The sequence below is a fragment of the Zhouia amylolytica AD3 genome (genome assembly GCF_000511935.2).
Taxonomy (GTDB): Bacteria; Bacteroidota; Bacteroidia; order Flavobacteriales; family Flavobacteriaceae; genus Zhouia; species Zhouia amylolytica.
The window spans coordinates 778,791-802,546 of sequence record NZ_AYXY01000019.1 but is presented as its reverse complement, the minus strand read 5'-3'; the positions used below and the strand labels follow the sequence as shown (position 1 = coordinate 802,546).

Annotated in this window: 24 protein-coding genes; 9 read left to right on the top strand and 15 right to left on the bottom strand. The window is 34.9% G+C overall.

Annotated elements, in window-relative coordinates; translation table 11 throughout:
• Positions 1–28: 28 nt before the first annotated feature.
• Positions 29–547, bottom strand: a complete 519-nt coding sequence (locus P278_RS08195) for a DUF4199 domain-containing protein (RefSeq protein WP_038264796.1) — start codon at positions 545–547, stop codon at positions 29–31.
• 182 nt (positions 548–729) lie between these two features.
• Between P278_RS08195 and P278_RS08190 the strand changes: the two genes are divergently transcribed.
• Together P278_RS08190 and P278_RS08185 are read left to right on the top strand one after the other, a co-directional pair.
• Positions 730–981 (top strand): type B 50S ribosomal protein L31, encoded by a 252-nt coding sequence (locus tag P278_RS08190; protein ID WP_038264794.1) that lies wholly within the window; start codon positions 730–732, stop codon positions 979–981.
• Positions 982–1,127: 146 nt separating this feature from the next.
• Complete coding sequence (locus tag P278_RS08185; protein ID WP_038264792.1) at positions 1,128–2,303, top strand: GlmU family protein; 1,176 nt, start codon at positions 1,128–1,130, stop codon at positions 2,301–2,303.
• 626 nt (positions 2,304–2,929) lie between these two features.
• Here the strand turns inward: P278_RS08185 and P278_RS08175 are convergent.
• Positions 2,930–4,570, bottom strand: coding sequence for an ABC transporter substrate-binding protein (locus P278_RS08175; protein ID WP_038264787.1), 1,641 nt, complete (start codon positions 4,568–4,570; stop codon positions 2,930–2,932).
• A gap of 92 nt (positions 4,571–4,662) precedes the next feature.
• Here P278_RS08175 and mtaB point away from each other — a divergent pair, with 92 nt between their 5' ends.
• Positions 4,663–6,000, top strand: coding sequence for a tRNA (N(6)-L-threonylcarbamoyladenosine(37)-C(2))-methylthiotransferase MtaB (mtaB, locus tag P278_RS08170; RefSeq protein ID WP_038264784.1), 1,338 nt, complete (start codon positions 4,663–4,665; stop codon positions 5,998–6,000).
• Positions 6,001–6,041: 41 nt separating this feature from the next.
• Here the strand turns inward: mtaB and P278_RS08165 are convergent, their stop codons facing one another.
• Positions 6,042–6,335, bottom strand: coding sequence for a GNAT family N-acetyltransferase (locus P278_RS08165; protein WP_038264781.1), 294 nt, complete (start codon positions 6,333–6,335; stop codon positions 6,042–6,044).
• Positions 6,336–6,533: 198 nt separating this feature from the next.
• Here P278_RS08165 and P278_RS08160 point away from each other — a divergent pair, with 198 nt between their 5' ends.
• The 3 genes from P278_RS08160 to cls are packed head-to-tail and all read left to right on the top strand — an operon-like array spanning position 6,534 to position 9,671.
• The gene (locus tag P278_RS08160) at positions 6,534–7,205 is read left to right on the top strand and encodes an alpha/beta fold hydrolase (RefSeq protein WP_038264777.1); all 672 of its coding nucleotides are present in this window, start codon (positions 6,534–6,536) and stop codon (positions 7,203–7,205) included.
• Between the two features lie 58 nt (positions 7,206–7,263).
• The gene (locus tag P278_RS08155) at positions 7,264–8,214 is read left to right on the top strand and encodes a lytic transglycosylase domain-containing protein (protein WP_038264774.1); all 951 of its coding nucleotides are present in this window, start codon (positions 7,264–7,266) and stop codon (positions 8,212–8,214) included.
• On the top strand, positions 8,214–9,671 hold the full coding sequence (cls, locus tag P278_RS08150; protein WP_038264771.1) for a cardiolipin synthase: 1,458 nt from the start codon (positions 8,214–8,216) through the stop codon (positions 9,669–9,671). The genes P278_RS08155 and cls overlap by 1 nt, the downstream gene beginning before the upstream one ends.
• Positions 9,672–9,702: 31 nt before the next feature.
• Here cls and P278_RS08145 read toward each other — a convergent pair whose 3' ends face one another.
• Entirely contained in the window at positions 9,703–10,218 is a 516-nt protein-coding gene (locus P278_RS08145; RefSeq protein ID WP_038264767.1) for a membrane protein, read from the bottom strand.
• Positions 10,219–10,390: 172 nt separating this feature from the next.
• Between P278_RS08145 and rpmH the strand changes: the two genes are divergently transcribed.
• Entirely contained in the window at positions 10,391–10,549 is a 159-nt protein-coding gene (gene rpmH / locus P278_RS08140; RefSeq protein ID WP_038264765.1) for a 50S ribosomal protein L34, read from the top strand.
• A gap of 104 nt (positions 10,550–10,653) precedes the next feature.
• Entirely contained in the window at positions 10,654–13,509 is a 2,856-nt protein-coding gene (gene carB / locus P278_RS08135) for a carbamoyl-phosphate synthase large subunit (RefSeq protein ID WP_038264762.1), read from the top strand.
• Between the two features lie 49 nt (positions 13,510–13,558).
• On the opposite strand, the gene P278_RS08130 is transcribed toward carB, so the two are convergent.
• The 5 genes from P278_RS08130 to rmuC all read right to left on the bottom strand — a co-directional run bounded on the left by P278_RS08130 (position 13,559) and on the right by rmuC (position 17,230).
• Positions 13,559–14,257: a DUF3307 domain-containing protein gene (locus P278_RS08130; protein WP_038264759.1), complete on the bottom strand. Its 699-nt coding sequence runs from the start codon at positions 14,255–14,257 to the stop codon at positions 13,559–13,561.
• A 3-nt stretch (positions 14,258–14,260) separates the two neighbouring features.
• Positions 14,261–14,884 carry a SatD family protein gene (locus P278_RS08125; protein WP_038264756.1) on the bottom strand — a complete coding sequence of 208 codons (624 nt, stop codon included), beginning with the start codon at positions 14,882–14,884 and terminating at the stop codon, positions 14,261–14,263.
• 71 nt (positions 14,885–14,955) lie between these two features.
• The gene (locus P278_RS08120; RefSeq protein WP_038264755.1) at positions 14,956–15,501 is read right to left on the bottom strand and encodes an acyl-CoA thioesterase; all 546 of its coding nucleotides are present in this window, start codon (positions 15,499–15,501) and stop codon (positions 14,956–14,958) included.
• 1 nt (position 15,502) lies between these two features.
• On the bottom strand, positions 15,503–15,868 hold the full coding sequence (locus P278_RS08115; RefSeq protein WP_038264754.1) for a hypothetical protein: 366 nt from the start codon (positions 15,866–15,868) through the stop codon (positions 15,503–15,505).
• Between the two features lie 30 nt (positions 15,869–15,898).
• The gene (gene rmuC, locus P278_RS08110; protein WP_038264752.1) at positions 15,899–17,230 is read right to left on the bottom strand and encodes a DNA recombination protein RmuC; all 1,332 of its coding nucleotides are present in this window, start codon (positions 17,228–17,230) and stop codon (positions 15,899–15,901) included.
• Between the two features lie 140 nt (positions 17,231–17,370).
• On the opposite strand from rmuC, the gene P278_RS08105 reads away from it, so the two are divergent.
• Positions 17,371–18,207: an endonuclease/exonuclease/phosphatase family protein gene (locus tag P278_RS08105; protein ID WP_038264750.1), complete on the top strand. Its 837-nt coding sequence runs from the start codon at positions 17,371–17,373 to the stop codon at positions 18,205–18,207.
• A 94-nt stretch (positions 18,208–18,301) separates the two neighbouring features.
• Here P278_RS08105 and P278_RS08100 read toward each other — a convergent pair whose 3' ends face one another.
• The 6 genes from P278_RS08100 to cobT form a co-directional block, all read right to left on the bottom strand.
• Entirely contained in the window at positions 18,302–19,096 is a 795-nt protein-coding gene (locus P278_RS08100) for an ABC transporter ATP-binding protein (protein ID WP_038265507.1), read from the bottom strand.
• A gap of 14 nt (positions 19,097–19,110) precedes the next feature.
• Positions 19,111–20,142: a FecCD family ABC transporter permease gene (locus tag P278_RS08095; protein ID WP_038264748.1), complete on the bottom strand. Its 1,032-nt coding sequence runs from the start codon at positions 20,140–20,142 to the stop codon at positions 19,111–19,113.
• The gene (locus tag P278_RS08090; protein WP_038264747.1) at positions 20,143–21,291 is read right to left on the bottom strand and encodes an ABC transporter substrate-binding protein; all 1,149 of its coding nucleotides are present in this window, start codon (positions 21,289–21,291) and stop codon (positions 20,143–20,145) included. It abuts the gene before it with no gap.
• 120 nt (positions 21,292–21,411) lie between these two features.
• On the bottom strand, positions 21,412–21,960 hold the full coding sequence (gene cobC / locus P278_RS08085) for an alpha-ribazole phosphatase (RefSeq protein WP_038264744.1): 549 nt from the start codon (positions 21,958–21,960) through the stop codon (positions 21,412–21,414).
• Entirely contained in the window at positions 21,945–22,709 is a 765-nt protein-coding gene (locus P278_RS08080; protein ID WP_316930408.1) for an adenosylcobinamide-GDP ribazoletransferase, read from the bottom strand. The genes cobC and P278_RS08080 overlap by 16 nt, the downstream gene beginning before the upstream one ends.
• Before the next feature lie 2 nt (positions 22,710–22,711).
• A complete protein-coding gene (gene cobT, locus P278_RS08075) occupies positions 22,712–23,752 on the bottom strand; it encodes a nicotinate-nucleotide--dimethylbenzimidazole phosphoribosyltransferase (RefSeq protein ID WP_038264742.1) in 1,041 nt (346 codons plus the stop codon).
• Between the last annotated feature and the right edge of the window lie 4 nt (positions 23,753–23,756).

Here is a 23,756-nt window from a genome sequence, read left to right as displayed (position 1 = left end):
GAGTCGATTTAAGTTTCAAAGATAATAATTAGTATTCACTTGGAGCCTTTTTCATAATAAGACCTGCTATAAGTGATACGATAAACCCAAAGAAAAGACTCATGATAAGAGCAATAGGGTAACCTATCCAGAAATAATTTTTGCTGGCTTCAATCTGCTTGTCAATTTCTTCACTGGTGAATTTGCCCATTTCGGTTAATTTTGCTCGCTGCATCTCAGCGAATTTCTCCATAAAACTCGCATCAATTACATTTACTAATAGGTATTGGTATATTACACCAATAACCCCAGCGATTAGGGCAACCCCGATTCCAACTTTTAAAGCCTGAGATAATGTTAAAACATTGTTGTTGGCCTTCCTGTATTGAAAAATTGCAATTGAAACTACAGCGGCCATGACCACAATTCCGATAATGCCTGCGGCAGTGTTTTGTTCGTAGTGCATGTCTAAAGAAAATAGCATTAGACTAAAAACAATACTAATTGCACCAAGAATTAATCCGAATCTTAAAGCAAATTTGCCTGTCTTTGGTTGAGTGTTCTCCATGTTATATAATTAATTTGTTATGTGAAATTAGTAATAAACTCCGTACATTTGTTACACGAAAAGAAGAAATTTAAACTTATAGATGATTTTTTAAGCTAATGTGTTGTTAGTTTATAAAATATGCTTAAATTTGCACCTCTGAAAATTCGACAAACGTAATAAGCGATAATAAAATTAAGGCGATGAAAAAAGGTATACATCCAGAAGGTTATAGATTAGTGGCATTTAAAGATATGTCTAACGACGATGTTTTTATCACTAAGTCTGCAGCAGAATCTAAAGAGACTATTGATGTGGATGGTGTTGAGTATCCATTGATCAAATTAGAAATATCTAGAACTTCACACCCTTTCTATACTGGTAAGGCTAAATTAGTAGATACAGCTGGTCGTATCGATAAATTTAAAAACAAATACGCTAAATTCAAGAAATAAGCGTTTTTTACAATATCATAAAATTAAAACCTCTGAATTTTCAGAGGTTTTTTTATTTCATAAGAAAAAGGTGTCCTTAAAGTAAGGTTAAAGTGATGTCTATTTTTTATTTTTGATTAATAAATTACATCTAAGTTGTAAGCCGTATGAACTATATTTTATTCGACGGACCGGCAAGAAATGCTTTGTTGCCTTTCACCTATACACGTCCTGTTGCCGATATTCGTATTGGAATCTTAACCATTCGTGAAAAGTGGGAAAAATATCTTGGGTATACCACTACTACTATTACAGAAGAGTATCTGTCTGAAAAATACCCTATGGTAGAAATGGAGCATAATGTATTAATAAACTCTTCGGTTCTTCCAAATGAGAAATTGGTTGAAATGGTGAAGAACCTACGGAATAATCAGGCTATTTTTTATGAGGATGATGTGGTTGCTTTTTACACTTCAGACACTCAGGAAGAAATTGATTTGGAGTCATATGAAGTTGTTGAATATCATGGTGAGCTGATTACTGTTGAGCATACCTGGGATATTTTTAGTAAAAACGGTGCAGCAATAGAGGCTGATTTTGAATTGATGACAAAAGACCGTAAAAGTATTCCAATTTCCAATACCAATAATGTTGTTTGTGCTGAGAATATATTTTTGGAAGAAGGGGCTCAGGTTGAATTTTGTACCTTAAATGCCTCTACAGGTCCTATTTATATTGGTAAGGATGCTCTTGTTATGGAAGGGAGTATGATTCGTGGAGGATTTGCCCTGGGTGATGAGGCTGTACTGAAAATGGGTACTCGAATATATGGACCAACAACCATCGGGCCACATTGCAAGGGAGGAGGCGAAATAACCAATTCGGTTATGTTTGCGAATTCGAATAAAGGTCATGAGGGGTATCTAGGGAATTCCGTTTTGGGTGAATGGTGCAATATTGGAGCGGATACAAATACTTCTAATCTTAAAAATAATTACGATCAGGTAAGAGTCTGGAGTTATGAGACAGAGGGGTTTGCCAGAACCGGACTTCAGTTTTGTGGACTGACAATGGGAGATCATAGTAAGTGTGGGATTAATACCATGTTTAATACTGGGACTGTTATTGGAGTAAGTGCAAATATTTTTGGTAGTGGATTCCCTCGAAATTTTATACCTAGCTTTAGTTGGGGAGGTGCTAGTGGATTTTCTACCTATTTACCTAAAAAGGCTTTTGAAACATCCAGGGTAGTGATGAAACGAAGAGGTATTGAGTTTACTGAGCAAGAGGCTGCAATACTTGAATTTGTTTTTGAAGAAACAAAAAAGTATAGGAAAAACTAACAAGCCGGAATTGGCCGATCGCGTGTTTTAATTAAGCAGCACATCGAATTTTCGAACCACAGGAGATAATTCCTATTGCTCTAAATGAAAAAAATCCAGATTGTCCTTGGTTCGTATTTTAGTGTCTAATCTTTAACGATAATATTTTATTAAGCAAGACTGGTTGAGTTGTTTTATGTTTACTTGTCACGGAATCAATTTGTTAGGTGTGGATGATCTGTAAAGATATTTATTACGAAATGTGATGAAATTATATTTTTCCGGAGTTAGGGTGGTTTTGAATCATCCTTTTATTTAAAGAGAAGGAAAATGCTTAGGATAAGGATGGTTAGACCTATCAACACCATAATTATAAGGATATTTCGTTTATGTTGCTGCTTTTTTTTCTTTTGATTTAATTTGAGGTTTTGTATTAAAAGTTCTTTTCTGTTTAATTTTTGACTCTCTTGTTTTTTGGTTAGTAAACTGCCGTATTGTTCTAGTCGGCTAAGTTTGCCGAGGGGTGTTCTGTTCTTTTTTTTCTGAACAGTTTTTGATATTGCATTCGATCTCCCAGACATAATCATTAGAACTTTAGGAGTTGAATACATTAAGTTACGAAAAAAAAACTAAAACAAACCTACGATCTATTTTTTTGCCGGGACTTTAGAAACCTTTTTTAAGTTTAGCATATTTACCGGATTAGCGTTTAAACCTTTAAGGTTTTTATGGGTAAATCGAATGGCTTCGTCATAGTATAGAGGTACAACAGGAGCTTTACTTATTACCAGGCTATCCATTTTTTTATATAAAATTGTGCGAATAGAATCGTTGGGTTCTTTTAAGGCTTTTTGATACCACTTGTCGAATGTGTCATCTGAAAAATGAGTGTAGTTCGGTCCGTTGGGAGCAAAATTTTTGCTGTAAAAAAGGGAGAGGTAATTTTCTGCATCTGGATAATCGGCTACCCAACTTGCTCTGAATACGGCAAGTTTTCCTGTAGCCTTGCTTTGTCTCAGGGTTGACGACGGGACAACATTGATATTGATGATTAATCCAATTTTTTCAACTTCCCGTTGTATATATTCACAAACATCTAAATAGTTGACATCTGTGGTGATGGTTATTTCGGGTTGAGAAATACCTGTTTCTTTTTTATATCTATTTATTAGTTCTTTGGCTATTTCAGGTTGATAGCTGTATCCTATATTAGTATTATGACCCGACAGTCCTTTTGGGATAAATCCATTTTCTGCTGGGGTGCCAATACCGTTGCGTAAATATTTAATCATTTTTTTTCGGTCGAAACCGTAATTAAGTGCCTTGCGAATAAGGATGGATTGGGTTTCTTTTGTGTCACCCTCCATATAAATTCCAAGATATTCGGTGTTCAAATACGGAGCGGTTACGATGCGTACCCAATCTCTGTATTGAGGTTGTAATTCTCCTGTTGTGCTCAAAAGTTCATCTTTGTAAGAAGCATCTAAATAATTTAAGAAATCAATATTACCCTGAACAAATTGTAGAAATTCACTTTGTTTGTCAGGCAAAAAAGTAATCGCTACTGCTTCGAGATAGGGAAGTGCTTTACCACTTTGATCCTTTTCGAAATAAAGTTCATTTTTTCTAAATACCAGTTTTACGTTTTCTTCCCATAATTTAAATTTAAATGGTCCGGTACCAATGGGGTTTCTTCTAAATTCCTGACCGTAATGTTCTACAATTTCTTCTGGTACCACCGAGCAGTACTTGGTGGTTAAGAGGCCTACAAAGGCCGGAAATGCTTGTTTTAATTGGATGGTGAAGGTGGTGTCGTTTTCAGCTTTAAAGTCATCTACATTATTTAATACCCATTTACCGGGTGAAGCTAATTCAGGGTCTAAAAGTCGATTAAAGCTATATTCGAAATCGTATGCAGTAACAAGCCGGGTGCTGTCTTTTCCGAATAAGGGATGTTTGTGGAAATATACATCATGTCGAAGCGTAAACTTATAGGTGAGTGCATCCTCAGAGACGGTCCATTTTTTAGCAATACCAGGGGTTATGAGGAGGGAATCATCAAGTTCTACCAATCCGTTAAATAACTGATTAACCGCCCATATATCGCTATTTACCCTGGCAAATGCAGGATCCAGAGACAGGATATTCATATGTTCGTTATATCTAAAGACGAGATGGTCGTAATTGTTTCTATTTTGTTTTTTGCATGAAATGAATAGTGCAACAATGCAACTTATTGATATGAACGTAATTAGATTGGGAAAGCTGTTAAGTCTATATTTTATCATACAAGAATTAGTTGGTATATTTGCACTCCCAAAAAGGAGTGATCTCTTTTATTGATGATGTAAATATAATTAGATAGCGAAATAAGTTCGCCATGGAAAGAAAAAAAGTAGCTTTTTATACATTAGGATGTAAACTGAATTTTTCAGAAACGTCTACCATTGCCCGGAGTTTTCAGAATGAAGGTTTTGATCGAGTGGATTTTGAGGAAAAGGCAGATATATATGTAATTAACACTTGCTCAGTTACTGAAAATGCCGATAGGCAATTTAAGCGTATCGTTAAACAGGCGCAAAAAATAAACGCAGATGCTTTTGTGGCTGCAGTTGGTTGTTATGCTCAGCTTAAACCAGAGGAATTGGCAGATGTTGAAGGGGTTGATTTAGTGCTTGGAGCTACTGAAAAGTTTAAAATTACTGATTATTTGAATGATCTTTCCAAGAATGACTTTGGTGAAGTACATTCGTGCGAAATTGAAGATGCTGATTTTTATGTGGGGAGTTATTCTATTGGTGACAGGACAAGGGCTTTTTTAAAAGTTCAGGACGGCTGTGATTACAAGTGTACTTATTGTACAATTCCACTAGCTCGAGGAATTTCCCGAAGTGATACTTTGGATAATGTACTGAAGAATGCTCGTGAAATATCTGAACAAAACATCAAAGAAATAGTTTTAACTGGTGTGAATATCGGGGATTACGGTAAGGGGGAATTTGGTAATAAACGCCACGAGCATACCTTTCTTGATTTGGTAAAGGCTCTGGATGAAGTAGATGGTATAGAGCGTTTAAGGATTTCATCGATTGAGCCTAACCTGCTAAAGGATGAGACGATTACAGTTGTGTCGCAATCAAGAGCATTTGTACCTCATTTTCATATTCCATTACAAAGTGGTAGCAATGATCTTCTGAAGAAAATGAAGCGCCGATATCTACGGGAATTATACGTAGACCGGGTACGTAAAATAAAAGAGTTGATGCCGCATGCATGTATAGGCGTTGACGTGATTGTGGGTTTTCCCGGGGAAACCGATGCGCATTTTTTAGAAACTTATCACTTTTTGAATGATCTGGATATTTCATACCTTCATGTTTTTACCTATTCGGAGCGAGATAATACAGAAGCGGCTAGCATGGAGGGAATTGTAGATAAGAAGGTGAGATCAAAGCGCAGTAAAATGTTGAGAGGTTTGTCAGCTAAAAAACGTCGGGCTTTTTATGAAAGTCAATTAGGAACCACCCGAACAGTACTATTTGAGGGAGAAAATAAAGAGGGGTATATTTATGGCTTTACAGAAAATTACGTAAAAGTCAAAGCTCCGTGGAATCCCGAATTGGTCAATACGCTTCACGAGGTCAAACTGAAAAAGATCGACGATGATGGAATGGTAAGGTTTGATTTTGTTACAAATACAGAAACTGTAAAGGCATAAAAAAAAGGAGTTAATTTTGAGGTTAACTCCTTTTTTTTGGTTTAAATTCTTATCCCTACAGGTAAAAGGTCCTTGTATTCTTTGTGTTTTCTCAAAAATCCAGCAATTTCAGGAGCGGTAGGGACAACTTTCAAATTTTGTTCTTCAATGTGCTTAAGCACAGCCTTAATAAAATTGTCTTTAAACGCTACATCGGTAACCTCTTCTGGAATCACCATTTTTGTTAAGAAAATTTTTCTTTCCTGTAGAGCGTATTCGATTTTAGCCAAAACTCCATCAGTGGTTGTTTCGAATTGGCGTAAAAAATCATTGTCTGTAATAGAAACATCATTCATCATTTGAGGGATTTAGATCTATTTATCAAAATTAATAAGAATAATAGTGTATTTGAACAGTTTTATTATCTGTCTTATACTATAGTTAATCATTCGTTGTTAAAGCTTAAAATTGATGGTTTGGAAAAGAATTAGCTACTTTTGTTGGTGCAAAATTACTAAAAAAATAGATAAGACCCTATTTTACATTAAATTAACATGGTTAAACCAGTAGAAAAAGTTCCAGTTTACTTAATGCCTGGTATGGCAGCCAGTTCTTTGATATTTAAAAATATAAAGTTACCTGAAGACAGGTTTGATTGTCATTACTTAGAATGGATCATCCCTGAAAAGGGAGAGTCTTTACAAGAATATGCCAGTCGGATGTCGCAATATATTAAGCATAAGGACCCTGTTTTAATTGGAGTTTCATTCGGGGGAATACTTGTTCAGGAAATGGCAAAAATAATTCCGGTAAGGAAGTTAATCGTGATATCTAGTGTGAAAAGTACTAAAGAGTTACCTAAGAGAATGCTATTTGCGAGATATACCAATGCTCACAAAATTTTACCAACAGGACTGGCAAATAATATTGAATTGTTGGCGAAATATGCCTTTGGGGATGTCGTTACTAAAAGACTTGATCTATATCAACAATATTTATCTGTAAGAGATAAATATTATTTGGATTGGTCTATTGATAAAGTAGTAAATTGGAAGCAAGAAAAACCGCTTCCAGACGTTGTTCATATACACGGAGAAAAAGATGCAGTATTCCCAAGGGCTTATATAGATGATTGTATAGAGGTTCCGGGAGGAACTCATGTAATGATTATTAATAGATTTAAATGGTTTAACGAGAATTTACCCAGATTAATATTAGAGGAGTGAAACGCTTTTGTATCTTTACTCTACAAAGATTTTTTAAGAAATAATATTAAATTTCAAAATGAAGTACGTAAAGTTTTTTTTAATGAGTGTTGGAGCTATTGTAGTAGCAAGTATGTTTATAAATGCAGCTCAATCAGAGCAGGAGTTTGAGTCGGTTGTAGGTAAGGACTCGGTTTTATTAAACGAAAAAACAAAAGATTATAATGTATATGCTTTAGATCTTCCTGAGAAGATAGACTTTGCTGGAGAAGAAGTGCCACTCTCTGATCCGGATGTTTGGGAACGTCTGGACAGGGAATTATTGGTAAATACTTATTGGCAATCTAACGGGTTGTTATTGATTAAAAGGGCCAACAAGTATTTTCCAATCATAGAGCCAATTCTGAAGAAACATGGTGTTCCAGATGATTTTAAATATTTAGCAGTTATTGAAAGTGGCTTACAAAATGTAGTTTCACCGGCAAGAGCAACAGGGTTCTGGCAAATAATGAAGGGTACAGGAAAGGATTATGGGCTGGAGGTTAATGATAATGTTGATGAACGATATCATGTTGTAAAATCAACCGAAGCTGCCTGTGAGTATATAAAAGATGCTAAAGAAAAACTAGGGTCATGGACTCTGGCAGCAGCAGCCTACAATGCTGGAATGGCAGGTGTAACCAGACAATTGGATCGTCAAAAGGTAGCAGATTATTACGATTTGTTACTTGGTGAAGAGACTAGAAGATATGTTTTTAGAATTCTGGCTATTAAAGAAATATTGTCAGATCCGAAAGCATATGGCTTTAATCTGGATGAAAGCCATCTGTACAAGCATATTCCTACATATGAAGTACAGGTAGATACGCCTGTTACGGATTTTGCTGATTTTGCCAAAAAGTTTGACATTAACTACAAGGTGTTGAAAATCCATAATCCCTGGTTGAGAGATTCGTATTTGAATAATGCATCAAGAAAGAAGTATCAGATAGAAATTCCGAAAAAAGGATATTATTCGAAAGCTAAATAGTGTTTGAAGTATTAAAAAATTATTCCTGGGAGCTTTTATTAGGGCTTAACTATCTTATAGCAGTGATCACTGCTATAAGTATTATCTTAAGTAATGTTAACCCAACCAAAACCCTCTCTTATTTAATTTTACTTTTAGCATTCCCGTTTGTAGGAATTGTTATTTATTATCTATTTGGACAGGAATATCGTAAAAGCAAAATCTTCGAAAGGAAAAATGTTTTAAATCAACACCGGATTAAGGAGTGGAAGAACTCTTTGTTTTTGGATTCGGATATTATTCAGCGAATTGAGGACAATCTTCTGGAAGATAAGATTAGGTTGGTAAAGCTACTTTTCCGATCAGAGCGTTCTCCATTAACAATTCACAATAGGGTTAAGGTTCTTCTGAATGGTGAACAAAAATTTAAAGCCCTCTTTGAAGATATAGATAAAGCGGAAAAGACCATTCATCTGGAATATTATATAATTGAGGATGATATTATTGGTGGGCAATTAATTGATTTGATTTGTAAAAAATCGAAAGATGGAGTGAAGGTAAGGCTTAGCTATGATTATGTGGGAAGTAAGCTTACTTCGAGAGCTTACAAGAAATTGAAGGAAGCCGGGGTAACGTATCATCCTTTTATGCCGGTTTACTTCCCGAAATTTACCAGTAAGCTGAATTATAGAAATCATAGAAAAATAGCCGTAATCGATGGGAAAGTTGGATATGTTGGAGGTATAAATGTTACTGATCGATACGTGAATATTCCAGGTTCTGACAGGTATTGGCGAGATACTCATTTGCGTATTGAAGGTGAGGCTGTCGGATCCCTACAATTACATTTTTTACTTAATTGGGATTTTTTGACAGATTATGACCTTGTTATTGAGGATCACTTTTTTCCAAAACCAGAGGTCAATGATAAAGCTTTAGTTCAAATTGCGGCTAGCGGTCCTGATAGTGACTGGGCGAGTATTATGGAGGCTATTTTTACTGCAATAAATACTGCTGATAAAAGTATATATATAACCACTCCTTATTTTATTCCTAATGATGAGGTTAAGACTGCTATTACTTCTGCTGCGCGAAGTGGCGTGGAGGTGAAATTGATTTTGCCTGAAAAAGGAGATTCATGGGCGGCACAATATGCCGGTTTTTCATTTGTAGAAGAAATGCTGGAGTCTGGAGTCAGGGTTTATCTTTACACGAAGGGATTTGTTCATGCAAAAACTATGGTGGTCGATGATGTATTTGCTACTGTTGGTACTTCGAATATGGATTACAGAAGTTTCAATATTAATTTTGAGATCAATGCATTGGTTTACGACCGGGCAATAACCAAAGAGCTTTCTGAGGTATTTAATGAAGATCTAAAGAGTTGTAGAGAGCTAGCTTTAGATTCGTGGAGAAATAGATCAAAAGTTCAAAAAATTAAAGAGTCATTCAATCGCTTGTGGGCTCCTATTTTATAACAAAATAAAAGCCGCATTAAGCGGCTTTTATTTAGATTTTTTTCATTTGCTGTTGCATCATCTTTATCTGATCGGCCAGCATATTTTGTTTATCTAGTTTTTTAGCTTCATTTAATAACATAGTAGCTTCTCTTTTTCTTCTTTTTTGCATGGCAATACCCGCCAGGCTTAATTTTGCCATTGCCTTATCGTAACCCATGGATAGTCCTAACTTAAGTGCTTTCTTAAAGTACTTTTCTGCTTGAGTTAAGTTTGTTTGAGAAGCCATTATACCATTCAGGTAATTATAATAACCTTGTTGCTTTTTTATTAAAGAACTCTCAGGATTCTTAATTTTATCTAACCACTTTTTGGTGCCTTCAAAATCTTGTTTACGCATTCTGAGAAAGGCCAAAAGTATAAATTCATTTCTGAAATATAGAAATACAAAGACTAACGCAATAAGTATTAAGAATATACCATTGCCGATGTTTCCTTCTATAAATTGATAAACGGCATAGGCTAATGTCAATCCTGCTAATACTAATTTGATATTTTTGTTGTACATGATTAAATGAGTAATTTTGGAGGCCAAAGTTAATAAAAACAAATAAAAATATTTTTTCAAAAAGGTTTGTCAAAGTAAAAACTTGTTGTATTTTTGCGCCGCACTTTGCACAAGGAATTGAAGCGCGGGCACTAATAAATAGATTTACCAAGTTAGAAAAAGATATTAAGTCATGAAAAGAACATTTCAACCATCTAAAAGAAAAAGAAGAAACAAGCACGGGTTTAGAGAAAGAATGGCAACTGCTAACGGTAGAAAGGTGCTTGCTAAAAGAAGAGCAAAAGGAAGAAAGAAATTAAGTGTGTCTTCTGAACCAAGACATAAAAAATAATGATATCAGTATTTTTTAAAATATGAAGGTGTTACTTTTATTAGTAACACCTTTTTTTTATATCTTATAGAAAGAATTCGTTTAAATTACACAACACCAGGAAGATGCCAAAAAGAAAAGACCTCAATTGTATTTTAATTATCGGTTCGGGCCCAATAATTATCGGGCAAGCATGTGAGTTTGATTATTCAGGATCTCAGTCACTTAGATCACTAAGAGAAGACGGGATTGAAACTGTACTAATCAATAGCAATCCTGCTACGATTATGACAGATCCTAAAATGGCCGATCATGTTTATTTGAAACCTTTGACTACCAAGTCTATTGTTGAAATCCTTAAAGAACATCCAAATATTGATGCGGTGCTTCCAACGATGGGAGGTCAAACAGCTCTAAACCTATGTATAGAGGCTGACGAGAAAGGTATTTGGGAAGATTTTGGAGTAGAAATTATAGGTGTTGATATTGAAGCTATAAATATCACTGAAGATAGAGAGCAGTTTCGTGAGCTTATGGGGAAAATTGACGTTCCAATGGCACCTCAGGCAACAGCTTCCTCTTTTTTGAAAGGTAAAGAAATTGCTCAGGAATTTGGATTCCCATTAGTAATTAGAGCTTCATATACGCTTGGTGGTGCAGGAGCTTCAATAGTTTATGAGAAGGAAGACTTTGACGAATTGTTAAGTCGTGGTTTAGAGATTTCACCAATTCACGAGGTGATGATTGATAAAGCCATGATGGGATGGAAAGAATATGAGCTGGAGCTTTTAAGAGATAAAAATGATAATGTTGTAATTATCTGTACTATCGAAAATATGGATCCGATGGGGATTCATACTGGAGATTCTATTACTGTAGCCCCGGCTATGACACTTTCTGATAGAACTTTCCAACGTATGCGGGATATGGCTATCAAGATGATGCGCAGTATAGGTGATTTTGCAGGGGGATGTAATGTTCAGTTTGCTGTGAGTCCGGATGAAAAAGAAGATATTATTGCTATTGAAATTAATCCGCGTGTATCTCGTTCTTCTGCTTTAGCATCAAAAGCTACAGGATATCCAATTGCAAAAATAGCTTCTAAGCTAGCCATAGGTTATACCTTAGATGAATTGGATAACCAGATTACAAAATCAACATCTGCTTTATTTGAACCGACCTTGGACTATGTTATCGTTAAGATTCCTCGTTGGAACTTTGATAAATTTGAAGGTTCAGATCGTACTTTAGGATTACAAATGAAGTCGGTAGGAGAGGTAATGGGAATCGGAAGATCTTTCCAGGAAGCATTACATAAAGCTACTCAATCACTAGAAATTAAAAGGAATGGTCTTGGAGCAGATGGAAAAGGATATACCAATTATGATCAGATAATTGATAAATTAACGAATGCCAGCTGGGATAGGGTATTTGCAATTTATGATGCTATACAACTTGGAATTCCACTGAGCCGCATACACGAAATTACAAAAATAGATATGTGGTTCTTGAAGCAATTTGAGGAACTGGATGCATTGGAGAAAAAGATTTCCACATACAATACTATTGAATCTTTGCCTAAGCAGTTGTTGCTGGAAGCAAAGCAAAAAGGTTTTGCTGACCGACAAATAGCCCATATGGTAAAATGCTGGGAAAGTGAAGTATATAATAAGCGCGAAGATTTAGGAATTAAACGGGTGTATAAATTGGTCGACACTTGTGCTGCAGAATTTAAAGCTCAAACTCCTTATTACTATTCTACTTTTGAAGATGAAATAGAAACCGCTTCCGGAGAAACGTATGTAGCCAATGAGAGTGTGGTTACCGATAAGAAGAAAATTGTAGTTCTTGGTTCGGGACCTAACCGAATTGGTCAGGGAATTGAGTTTGATTACTGTTGTGTACATGGGGTTTTAGCGGCTGCAGAGTGTGGTTATGAGACCATCATGATTAACTGTAATCCTGAAACCGTATCTACGGATTTTGATACGGCTGATAAATTATATTTTGAACCTGTATTCTGGGAACATATATACGACATTATCAGGCATGAAAAACCTGAAGGAGTGATCGTTCAGCTTGGAGGTCAAACTGCTCTTAAACTTGCTGAGAAGTTGGATAAATACGGTATAAAGATTATTGGTACGAGCTTCGAAGCCTTAGATCTAGCTGAAGATCGTGGAAGTTTTTCAACTTTACTTAAAGAGAATAATATTCCTTATCCGGAATTTGGTGTAGCCGAAAATGCAGACGAGGCTTTGGCTCTTGCGGATGAATTAGATTTTCCAATCCTGGTAAGACCGTCTTATGTATTGGGAGGACAAGGAATGAAAATTGTTATCAACAAAGAAGAACTAGAGGAGCATGTTGTTGATCTTCTAAGAAAGATTCCAAATAATAAATTGTTGTTGGATCATTACCTGGATGGTGCCATAGAAGCGGAGGCGGATGCAATTTGTGACGGTGAGAATGTATATATCATTGGTATAATGGAGCACATCGAGCCTTGTGGAATTCACTCTGGTGATTCAAATGCTACTTTACCTCCTTTTAATCTAGGTGAGTTTGTAATGCAGCAGATAAAAGATCATACTAAAAAGATTGCACTTGCTTTAAATACTGTAGGCTTGATAAATATTCAGTTCGCAATTAAAGATGATAAGGTGTATATCATTGAAGCGAATCCGAGAGCTTCCAGAACAGTACCTTTTATAGCTAAAGCTTATGGCGAACCGTATGTGAACTATGCCACTAAAGTAATGCTTGGCGATAAAAAAGTTACTGATTTTGATTTTAATCCTAAATTAGAAGGATATGCAATCAAACAGCCGGTGTTCTCATTCAATAAATTCCCTAACGTTAATAAGAATCTGGGGCCTGAAATGAAGAGTACAGGTGAAAGCATCTTGTTTATCGACAGTCTTAAAGACGATGAGTTTTATGACTTATATCAGCGTAGAAGAATGTATTTAAGTAAATAAAATTATTGTGATTTTAATAGAAAAGGGTTGCTATAAAGCAACCCTTTTTTTAATGGATGTACTGGAAACATATACCTGTTAAAATAGCAACTCCGAAACTAAGAAGGGTTCCTATTAGAATGTACTCTGTTAGCTTTCTGTCTTTTGATTGTGTTAGATCGTTAAATCTGAATATTGATTTGGCGGCGATTAAAAAACCAACGCCCTCCCAATGATTTGTTGCTATAAATACAAATACAAGAAGTCGTTCGAGCATGCCAATATACATACCTGCATTTTGCAAAGAGCCGTTATGCTTCATTTCAGTTTTTGGGGTATAAACAGAGATTAACATTTTAATCATTATTGAACTTGGCATGGTTAAAAAAATAATCGAGGCAATCAGGAATAAAAATTCATTACTGAGCTTAAAATTAAATTGTACTGTAGAGGTTATTAACACTATGGCCATGATCACAGCTAAATGCAATAGCTGATCAATAAAAAATAACAGACGTTTCGTTTTTTTTCTTTGGATCATTACTTTGGCTCCGTCAATAATAAAATGCGAAATACCAATTATTAAGGGAATATACCACTGTTCTGTATTCCAAAGCAAGATAAAACTTAATGCTACGTGAATAATGACGTGTAAATAAAGTTTTTTTGATCGAAGTTTCTTTTTTTCTTTGCTTTGAACCCAATTTTTAGGTTGTAGAAGGAAGTCTCCTATGAGATGGGCTATAAGTAGGCGTAGTAATAGTTCCATTTTTTATTTAGGGTGTTGCAATTGATCGATTTTTTGCCGATACATTTTATCTACATCTAATATTTCATCTAAATTGGCTCTTTTCTGACGTTCACTCACTGTGTTTTGCTTAATTCCTATAATATTACCGAGTTCTTTTTGAGATAGGAATGGATTTTCCAGTGTTATTTTAACTATTTCAGCAGAGTTGGCAGTCCAGTTATCCATAGTGAGTAACAATAGTTTAAAATAAAGATTGAGTTCGGTATCTATTTGGTTATTTTTGGTTTTAATAGCCAAATTTACCTTATCTCTTTTAAGGCGTTCAAAACGTTCTCCAGAATATATGAATGCATCACCAGTGGCTTCAGAAATTGTTCTTGCTTCACCAGTTTTTTCTCCGACACCAATGGCTAATCGAACATCTAAACCCTTAATAGATCGAATAGCTGCCTTTAGCAGTACTGCTATTTTAAAGGCATTGTAGAAATCCTGTATTTCAACCTGAAAACTATCTCCTCTGAATATTTCCCAATATCGATCATTTTCAGTAATCTTAGCTAGCGATTTCTTTAAGACCTCTAACCAAACTTTTGGATCTTCTGATTGCCTGGAATTGATAATATCGCCTGTGATAACACTTGTCATAACTCAAATATCGTTTAAAATATTGATATATGCAAATATCGCTTTATAAGACGATATACTTAAATATCGTGTTATATGTCGATTTTAATGTTATATTCTTCTAATTCGTGTAACATATCTTTTGCATTGTATTTGACATGATCCGAATAATCTATTCGTTCACGACGTAATTCAATGCGTTTGATGCTTTTAAAAAAACGCCTGAGTTCATTTTCAGATTTAATAATGAGTCCGGGAACTTTAGCATTTGTGCCATCCTTATCTTTAGCAACCATTGTAAAATAAGATGAATTACAATGTTTAACTTTTCCGGATTGAATATTTTCGGCTTCAACACGAATACCAACAACAATAGATGTGTTTCCCACATAATTAACAGAGGCTTTCATAGTAACCAATTCACCAACTTCAATGGGTTGTAGAAAGTCTACCGTATCAACAGATGCAGTTACGCAGTAAGTTTCCGAATGTTTTGAGGCGCATGCAAAAGCAATTTGATCAAGTAAGGAAAGGATATAGCCCCCGTGGATTTTGCCACTAAAATTTGTATGAGACGGGAGCATTAACTCCGAAATGGTAACTTGGGACTCCGATACGGTTTTATGTTCTTTGTTCATTTTAATTCTGCTTATGGGGAGACACTTCTTTTGTTACGTCTGTAATGAAATATTTTGTATCGCCCAACCAAATTAATTTAGTGAATCGTTCTTTATAGCTAACTTTTACATAGTGACCCTGGTATGACTCCAGTTTCTTTAAAACATCTTTTCTGCTGTCTTCAACAGAAAATTTAAATATTTGAGCTCCGGAAATTCCCTGGCTTAACTCTCCTTCCCAAGTTTTAAAGATGACACCTTTATGACTAATTTTAATAAGCTCTCCAGAGCGAACACCTTCACTATAGGGAACAAAGTAAATAAAGACGAGGTATAGCGTACTTAGGAGAACTATAGATAACAAGAAAATTCTTAAAAACTTTTTCATTTGGGACTGATGTTTTAGTAATGAGTTGGATTAATCAATAAGTTCATCATCATGGTTTGCTCTATTTAACCATTTTTGATCGATTTGTTTACTTGCTTTGGCTCCTAACTTTTTTAATTTCTCAATACGGGTCAATAGGTTTCCTCTGCCCGTAAGTTTGGTCATGGATGAAGAATATGTGTTTTGAACGGTCTGTAATTGTTTACCAACCTTTTCCAGATCATCTAGCAAGTTTTTAAACTGGTCATATAATCTACCTGCCTGAATGGCAATGTCTAATGCATTCTTATGTTGCTTATCATTTTGCCACATACTGTCAATAGTCCTTAAAGTTGCTAAAAGCGTCGATGGAGTAACAATAACAATATTCTTTTCAAAGGCAGTGTTATATAGTTGAGGCTCTTCCTGAGAAGCAATCGCAAAAGCAGGTTCCATTGGTATAAATAACAATACAAAATCAGGACTCTCTATCTTATAGAGATCATGATAGTTCTTGGCGCTAAGTTGATCGACATGTTTTTTTATTGAATTCACATGTTCTTTAAGTAATCCAGGCTTTAATAATTCGTCTTCTTCATTAACAAAACGTTCATAAGCAATTAGAGATACCTTAGAATCGACAATCATTTTCTTATTGTCTGGAAGATTTATAATTACATCTGGTAAAACACGTTTCCCGTCTTCAGTGGTAAAACTATTTTGAACCGTATATTCACTACCTTTTTCTAAACCTGACTTCTCTAATACGCGTTCTAAAACCAATTCTCCCCAATTCCCCTGCATTTTGGTATCGCCCTTAAGAGCTTTAGTAAGATTAGAGGCCTCTTTGGTTATCTGTTGATTTAATTCTCTAAGGTTTTTAAGCTGTTCCTGAAGGGCAGAATGACGAGTAATACTCTCTTTATTACTATCCTCTACGCGCTTTTCAAAAAGTTGAATTTTTTCCTGAAGCGGATTTAAAATATTCTTTATGTTTTCTTTGTTTTGAAGTGTGAATTTCTCCGACTTTTCTTCAAGTATCTTGTTGGCCAGAATTTGAAAATCTTTTGTGAATTTTTCCTGTAGCTGTTCTACTTCTTCCTTGTATTCTAAATTCTTTTGTTTTAAGTTTTCAAAATCTGCCTCCTTTTTGGTCAATTGAATAAAGATGCTTTCTCGTTCTTTTTGCAATTCTTTATAGGCCTCTTTTTCTGAAACAATAACTGAACGCAGTTCTTCAACAGAATTTTTTAATTGATTTTCACGCTCTAATGCTGAGCTTTCTTCGGACCTGGATTTTAGTTTTTGAATATAAATACCTAAAAATATACCAATGGCGCCAAAAATTAAGGCTATAATGATAAGAAGTAAATTTTCTGACATTTGATAGTTCTTTTAGTTCAAATATACATCATACAACTTTATTAATACTGCGATAATCAATGTTCCTTAGATACTAATTTGAAAATAACCAATTGATTGATTCGAATGTTATATCTTGTGGTTCCATAAATATTGTCATTATGTTTAAAAATATATTTTACGTTTTATTGTTATTCACCACCTTAGGAGTACCTGCCCAAAATTTGAGTGTGCTTTCCTATAATATTAAATACGATAATCCGAATGATACTGAGAATAATTGGAATGACAGGAAGGATTTTTTAATTTCTCAATTGAGATTTAATGAACCGGATATTTTTGGAACTCAAGAGGGATTGATTAACCAATTGCAAGAAATAGATAAAAATCTTCAACATTATAAATTTGTAGGTATTGGCAGAGATCATGGAGATAAGAGGGGAGAGCATACTGCAATTTTTTATAATACAGACAGGATTAACCTATTGAAACATAACACCTTCTGGCTCTCTGAAACGCCGCAGATACCTTCAAAAGGATGGGATGCCGCACTTAACAGAATTTGTACATACGCAATGTTTGAGTTTAAAGCCTCTGGTGAAAAATTTATTGTTTTCAATACACATTTTGATCATATAGGTGATCTGGCAAGGGTGGAGAGTGCTAAATTGATTCTAAAGAAAATCAAGGAAGCGAAAACGGACAATCTTCCTGTTGTTTTGATGGGTGATTTCAATCTCGAAGAAAATGACCAAGGGATACAATATATTACCACAGTTATGAAGGATACTTACGTTGCGGCCGGTGAATATTCATTTGGTCCGAAAGGAACCTTTAATGGTTTTAAATTTGAAAATCCGGTAGACAAGCGAATCGATTTTATTTTTGTTTCAGATAAATTAAGTGTTTTAAAAAGTGCAATATTCAGTGATTCAAGGAACTGTAAATACCCTTCTGATCATTTCCCTGTTTACGCTTTATTAAAGTTTATAAAATAAAAGTCTTTTTAGAAATAAGGAGTTCTGCGATGTTTTTGCAAGAATTAAAGGATTCTTGTGTATTAAGTCTGGAGTCTTTAAGGTAGCAATTGTATTATTGGTTAACTCTAAAGCTTCCTGTTTTGGTGTCAAATTCAATTAAATCTTTTGGGAATAATTCATTGAACTTTCCCTCTTCAATCAATGAGCAAGGATCTCCAAATGTTGTTTTATTTTTGGACATCACCAGCATCTTGTCACAAAGTTGAATGGCAAGGTCAATTTCATGTGAGGAAAAAAGAATGGTCTTACCTGTTTCAAAGGCAATTTTCTTCAAAATTTTTAAAATATAGGCCTTGTGATAGATGTCGAGATGTGTAGTGGGTTCGTCTAAAATAATTAAAGAGGTGTCTTGTGCCAGTGCTCTGGAAATCATTACTTTTTGAAGTTGACCATCGCTTAATTCGTAACACTTTTTATTTTCAAGTTCCTGTAAATTTACAAGGGCTATAGCTTCCTTAATTTTTCGAATATCGTTTTTATTGAGTGCTCCGATCCAATTCGTGTAAGGTTGTCTTCCCAACGCTATTAATTCTATTACAGTTATATTTTTGGAAGGGATTTTTTCCGTTAGTACCAAACTTAACTCCGAAGCTAATTCCAGTGGTTTATATTTTAGAATATTTTTTCCATTGATTTCGATTTCTCCATTAAGTTTTGGCTGAATTTTAGCAAGGGTTCTCAGGAGTGTGGATTTACCAACACCGTTAGCTCCAACAATGCCAATAAGCTCCCCGGGTTGAAGTGAAAAGTTTATGTCTTTAGCAATTATAAGATCTTTGCCTCTTACACTGTAACCCACGGAGAGGTCCTTGACTTTCAAAACGCTATGTTGAAGATTCTTTTTGATAATGAAATATTTAATTAAAACACCATTTTCTTTTTCCTGACTAACAACCATATAACTACCGGAGCTCCAATAATTGATGTAATCGCATTAATTGGTAATGAATATTCACTATGAGGTAATTGTGCTATGGTGTCACATATTAACATTAATATGGCACCGTACAAAATTACGGCTGGAACGAGAACTTTATGATTGTTTGTAATAAAAATTTGCTTTGTTAAATGCGGAACTGCAAGACCTATAAATGCAATTGGACCTGCAAATGCGGTAACACTACCTGCCAGTATACTCGTGGCAATAATAATAGTAAATCTCGATTTTTTTAAGTTCATTCCGAGACTTCTGGCGTAGTTTTCTCCTAAAAGTAAGGAATTGAGGTTTTTAAGTGATAAGATGCTTAAACCAATCCCGAGAACAGATATAATTGAGAAAATCAAAAGCTGATTCCAGCTTAGGTTCCCCAGACTTCCAAATGACCAAAAAATATATTGTTGAAGTTTTTCCGTATTACTGAAATAGGCCAGGACGCTTACGATTGCGGTAGTTATACTGCCAAACATCAACCCGATTATTAATAACGCCATCGTATCTCTAACCTTGTTGGCAACTATGAGAACCGCCATAAGTACTAAAAAGCTTCCCAGGCTTGCTGCCACTGCAATTCCGGTACTGCTAATTAAACTCATTGAAAAGACTGTTCCAAATACTGAGGTTCCCATTATAAGTATAGCTACACCTAAACTTGCCCCAGAACTTATACCTAAAACAAAAGGACCTGCCAATGGATTTCTAAACAATGTTTGCATTAATAAACCACTAACAGAAAGTCCGCTTCCAACCAAAATAGCTGTAAGAGCTTTGGGGATTCTGTAATTCAGTATAATATATTTCCAGGATTCCTTTTCTACTTCACCATTAATTAAAGACGAAAATATGGCTTTAACAGGGATAGATACAGATCCCATACTGATATTAGCAAGCAGGCACAGTATCAGTATGAAAACTAAAATAAAAAAAGAAATACGATATGCTTTGGCGCTTTTCAATTATTCTAAGGGTTTAAAGAAAAACAATTTGTGGTTTGGTAAAAGTTCAGGATGTAAAATATGAATAATATCTTTTAAAACTACATCCGGGCGGTTTGGAGCCAGTTCGTAGTATAAAATTCCTCCTGTAGCCCCTTTGGTAAGACTAAAGGTATAAATGTTTTTGTTTTTATAGGCATCAAATAGGCTGTAGTGAGGATTCGAATCATCTAACTCGGCATACGATGTAAATTGTGATGATCCTAACCAAACATCAGCATTTTTAGCCTTTTCTAAAACGCTTTCAAAATTAAGAGCCAAACTACCAGTACCTTTGGTCTCTTTCCAAAGATAGTTGGCATTTGCATCTTTTAAGAATTGCCCTGCCCAGCTTTCACCTGTAGGCATATACCAAACGTCTTTAAACATTGCCCCACTAAAAACAGTAGGACGTGATTTAGATTTTTTAGCAATATCCTTTACTCTTTGATATTCTTTTTCAATACTATTGAAGATTGAGTCAGCTAATTTTTCTTTGCCGAAAAACGGAGCGAAAAACTTGATCCATTCTGCTTTTCCCAAAGGTGTTTCTTCTGCCCAGTCTCCATTATAGGCAACAGAGATTCCTGAACGTTGAATTGCATCGTAAGTTTTATTTTGACTATTTATAGAAAAGCCTACAACTACATCAGGTTTCATATCAATTAATATCTCTGTATTGATCGATTCATTCATCCCTAATTCTATTATTTCCCCATTATCGATTCGTTTTCTTGCTGCCTCCGATGATACGTATTTAGTGTCAGGAAAACCTACTAACTTATCAATTTCATTGAGGGCTTCCAGGGCGGGTATATGCGTAGTTGAAGTCACCACAATTTTATCAATCGGAACCTCTATTAAAGCATCATAATCTATTTGGGGGGCATTAGCTCCTTTTGGAATCAGGACATATTTAAAAGACTCCTCACTGTTAGGCCAAGGTCCCAGAACATCAATTGTAGTGTACTGACTATTTTTGCTAATAGTAAATCCTTTTGCGTATTCAATATCGACCAATTCAACATCCGAATTACGAACTCCCTTCGATGAGGAAGATTTTTTTTCTTTACAGCCTGTAAATGCAAGCATTAAGATCAGGCAAGTAAAGAAGTATTTATACTGAAACATCTCTTATATGAGTTTATTTATAATATATTGAATATTAATTTTTTATGAACCAAACTTCGTTAATTTTTTTGAAAATGAATGAATATTGGTACAATTCAATCTATCTATTTATGCATGATTTCAATTAATTTCTAATCTGTTTTGGGCATAAATTATTTTAAAAACAGCCCCATAATCGATTTTAATTTTGAAGGAATCCTCAAGTGGAATTTGATTTATATGTGACAGAATTACTCTTATTACCCCGGCATGACTAACAACTATACTATTTTTTTTTGAGCTTAAAAGTTCTTCCAGAAATTCCAGGCTTCTTCTTTGTAAGTCGATATACGATTCTCCATTGGGAACCTTTACATTGACAAAATCATCCATCCATGGATTTAATTCATTGTTTTCAATATCGTTCCATTTTTTTAATTCCCACGTACCAAAATTGAGTTCTTTTAATCTGTTTTCCAGAATGATTGGTTGCATTAGATCTTCGGCTAATATGCTACAACGCTTTAAAGGACTTGTATAAAGTTTAAATGATTTATAGTTTTTGGGTAATTGGTCTTTAATTTTTTTTAATTCAGTAAGATAATTTTCATCCAAATCAATATCTGCTTGTCCATAACAAGTTCCTTTTTCAATTTTGGGTGTCGTATGTCTGATTAAATATATTTCCATATAATAAGGATACTAAGATAAAAAACAACTTCACAAAGTTGTTGGATTGCTCCAGCGCAATCACCTGTATGTCCACCTAGCCATTTCATGAACTTTTTTCCTAAATACATTTTGGCTAAATAAACGGGAATGATGGATATAAAAACCCAGGGTGAGAAAAATAAAAAAAGAGGAGCGATGCCAAAAAGTCCGCTAATGACAATCATTTTCATATTTATACTCTTAGCCGCTGGTTTTGCCTTGCTATTTATATCATCTCGGACATATGGGTGAGTATATATTAAAGTTGTGGCCATGAATCTACTCAGGCTATGTCCTGAAATTAGTAATATCGGAATTAAGGAAGTAGGGCTGCTTTTTAAAGCAAAAAACTTGATAGTCAGTATTAAAATAAGACCTACCGCTCCGTACGTCCCCAATCTTGAATCTTTCATAATTGAAAGTATCTTTTCTTTTGTCCATCCGCCACCTAATCCGTCACATACATCAGCAAAACCATCTTCATGAAAGGCCCCGGTAGTATATATGGTAGCTGCCATAGAAAGCAGTATTGCGATTTCTAGAGGAAGTAGATATAAGCTTCCATAGAAAGCCAATGCGCCAAAACTACCAACAATTATACCCACTAAAGAAAAATATTTTGAACTTTTTGAGAGGTAATCAGGGTTGTGATCGACCCAATTCGGACAAGGGATTCTTGTAAAGAACATGATGGCGGTTAGAAAAATATGTAGCTCTTTCTTCAACATAGTTATTCTGATTTGGTACTTACCCCAGCACTTTCAAAACTGGCCATATGATTTAAAAAATCTGTAGATGCTCTTAACACAGGTACAGCCATAGCAGCCCCCGTACCCTCTCCTAATCGCATATTGAAGTTCAGTAATGGTTTAACATTTAGGTACTCAAGCATTTTTTGATGTCCTTGCTCATTAGAGCTATGCGCAAAAATGCAATAGTCAATTACATTCTTATTAATTTCAATTGCAATAAGAAGAGCAGAGGTGACTATAAAGCCATCGATAATGATGGTCATTTTATGCTCAGCTGCTTTTAATATAGCTCCAACAATCATTGCAATTTCATAGCCTCCAAAGGTGGCCAGTGCTTCTAAAGGATTATTTGGGTGGTGCTTTTTTAATACTTCAGAAAGTACTTTAGTTTTGTTTTGAATACCTTCCGCATTAAGCCCAGTACCGGCCCCAACACAATTTTCAATTGGTTCATTTGTGATATAATGCATTAATAATGCAGCAGAGGAAGTATTTCCAATTCCCATTTCACCAAAACCAATAGTATTTACCTCATTTTTACTGCGATCTTCTACCAGTTCAGCTCCTTTTTTGATTGCTTTTAAACATTGTTCATTATTCATAGCAGGTTCCAGACGATAATTTTTAGTCCCAAAATCAATTTTTGCATGAATAAGTGGCAGGTTCTTTTCAAAATTATAATTGACACCTGCATCAATGATCTGAAGATCAATGTTATTGGTTTCGCTAAAAACGTTAATAGCAGCTCCTCCTTGAAGAAAATTATAAACCATTTGCGTGGTAACTTCTTGAGGATAGGGGTTTACTATGCCTTCTTGTGCAATACCGTGGTCTCCAGCAAAGACTAAAATGGTCGGATTTTTGATTTTTGGTTCCAAGGTCTCTTGTATGGTTCCAATTTGTAAGGCAACCTTCTCTAAAACACCTAAAGCACCAATTGGTTTGGTTTTATTATCTATTTTATATTGAAGTTTTTCCTTTAGGTTATTATTTAGTAAGGGTGATATAGTAAATTTCATTCGT

What these genes read in the sequence shown, in the direction of transcription:
- P278_RS08195 (WP_038264796.1), bottom strand. Translation starts at nt 547, where the DNA reads ATGGAGAACACTCAACCAAAGACAGGCAAATTTGCTTTAAGATTCGGA.
- P278_RS08190 (WP_038264794.1), top strand. Translation starts at nt 730, where the DNA reads ATGAAAAAAGGTATACATCCAGAAGGTTATAGATTAGTGGCATTTAAA.
- P278_RS08185 (WP_038264792.1), top strand. Translation starts at nt 1,128, where the DNA reads ATGAACTATATTTTATTCGACGGACCGGCAAGAAATGCTTTGTTGCCT.
- P278_RS08175 (WP_038264787.1), bottom strand. Translation starts at nt 4,570, where the DNA reads ATGATAAAATATAGACTTAACAGCTTTCCCAATCTAATTACGTTCATA.
- mtaB (WP_038264784.1), top strand. Translation starts at nt 4,663, where the DNA reads ATGGAAAGAAAAAAAGTAGCTTTTTATACATTAGGATGTAAACTGAAT.
- P278_RS08165 (WP_038264781.1), bottom strand. Translation starts at nt 6,335, where the DNA reads ATGAATGATGTTTCTATTACAGACAATGATTTTTTACGCCAATTCGAA.
- P278_RS08160 (WP_038264777.1), top strand. Translation starts at nt 6,534, where the DNA reads ATGGTTAAACCAGTAGAAAAAGTTCCAGTTTACTTAATGCCTGGTATG.
- P278_RS08155 (WP_038264774.1), top strand. Translation starts at nt 7,264, where the DNA reads ATGAAGTACGTAAAGTTTTTTTTAATGAGTGTTGGAGCTATTGTAGTA.
- P278_RS08145 (WP_038264767.1), bottom strand. Translation starts at nt 10,218, where the DNA reads ATGTACAACAAAAATATCAAATTAGTATTAGCAGGATTGACATTAGCC.
- rpmH (WP_038264765.1), top strand. Translation starts at nt 10,391, where the DNA reads ATGAAAAGAACATTTCAACCATCTAAAAGAAAAAGAAGAAACAAGCAC.
- carB (WP_038264762.1), top strand. Translation starts at nt 10,654, where the DNA reads ATGCCAAAAAGAAAAGACCTCAATTGTATTTTAATTATCGGTTCGGGC.
- P278_RS08130 (WP_038264759.1), bottom strand. Translation starts at nt 14,257, where the DNA reads ATGGAACTATTACTACGCCTACTTATAGCCCATCTCATAGGAGACTTC.
- P278_RS08125 (WP_038264756.1), bottom strand. Translation starts at nt 14,884, where the DNA reads ATGACAAGTGTTATCACAGGCGATATTATCAATTCCAGGCAATCAGAA.
- P278_RS08120 (WP_038264755.1), bottom strand. Translation starts at nt 15,501, where the DNA reads ATGAACAAAGAACATAAAACCGTATCGGAGTCCCAAGTTACCATTTCG.
- P278_RS08115 (WP_038264754.1), bottom strand. Translation starts at nt 15,868, where the DNA reads ATGAAAAAGTTTTTAAGAATTTTCTTGTTATCTATAGTTCTCCTAAGT.
- rmuC (WP_038264752.1), bottom strand. Translation starts at nt 17,230, where the DNA reads ATGTCAGAAAATTTACTTCTTATCATTATAGCCTTAATTTTTGGCGCC.
- P278_RS08105 (WP_038264750.1), top strand. Translation starts at nt 17,371, where the DNA reads ATGTTTAAAAATATATTTTACGTTTTATTGTTATTCACCACCTTAGGA.
- P278_RS08090 (WP_038264747.1), bottom strand. Translation starts at nt 21,291, where the DNA reads ATGTTTCAGTATAAATACTTCTTTACTTGCCTGATCTTAATGCTTGCA.
- cobC (WP_038264744.1), bottom strand. Translation starts at nt 21,960, where the DNA reads ATGGAAATATATTTAATCAGACATACGACACCCAAAATTGAAAAAGGA.
- P278_RS08080 (WP_316930408.1), bottom strand. Translation starts at nt 22,709, where the DNA reads ATGTTGAAGAAAGAGCTACATATTTTTCTAACCGCCATCATGTTCTTT.
- cobT (WP_038264742.1), bottom strand. Translation starts at nt 23,752, where the DNA reads ATGAAATTTACTATATCACCCTTACTAAATAATAACCTAAAGGAAAAA.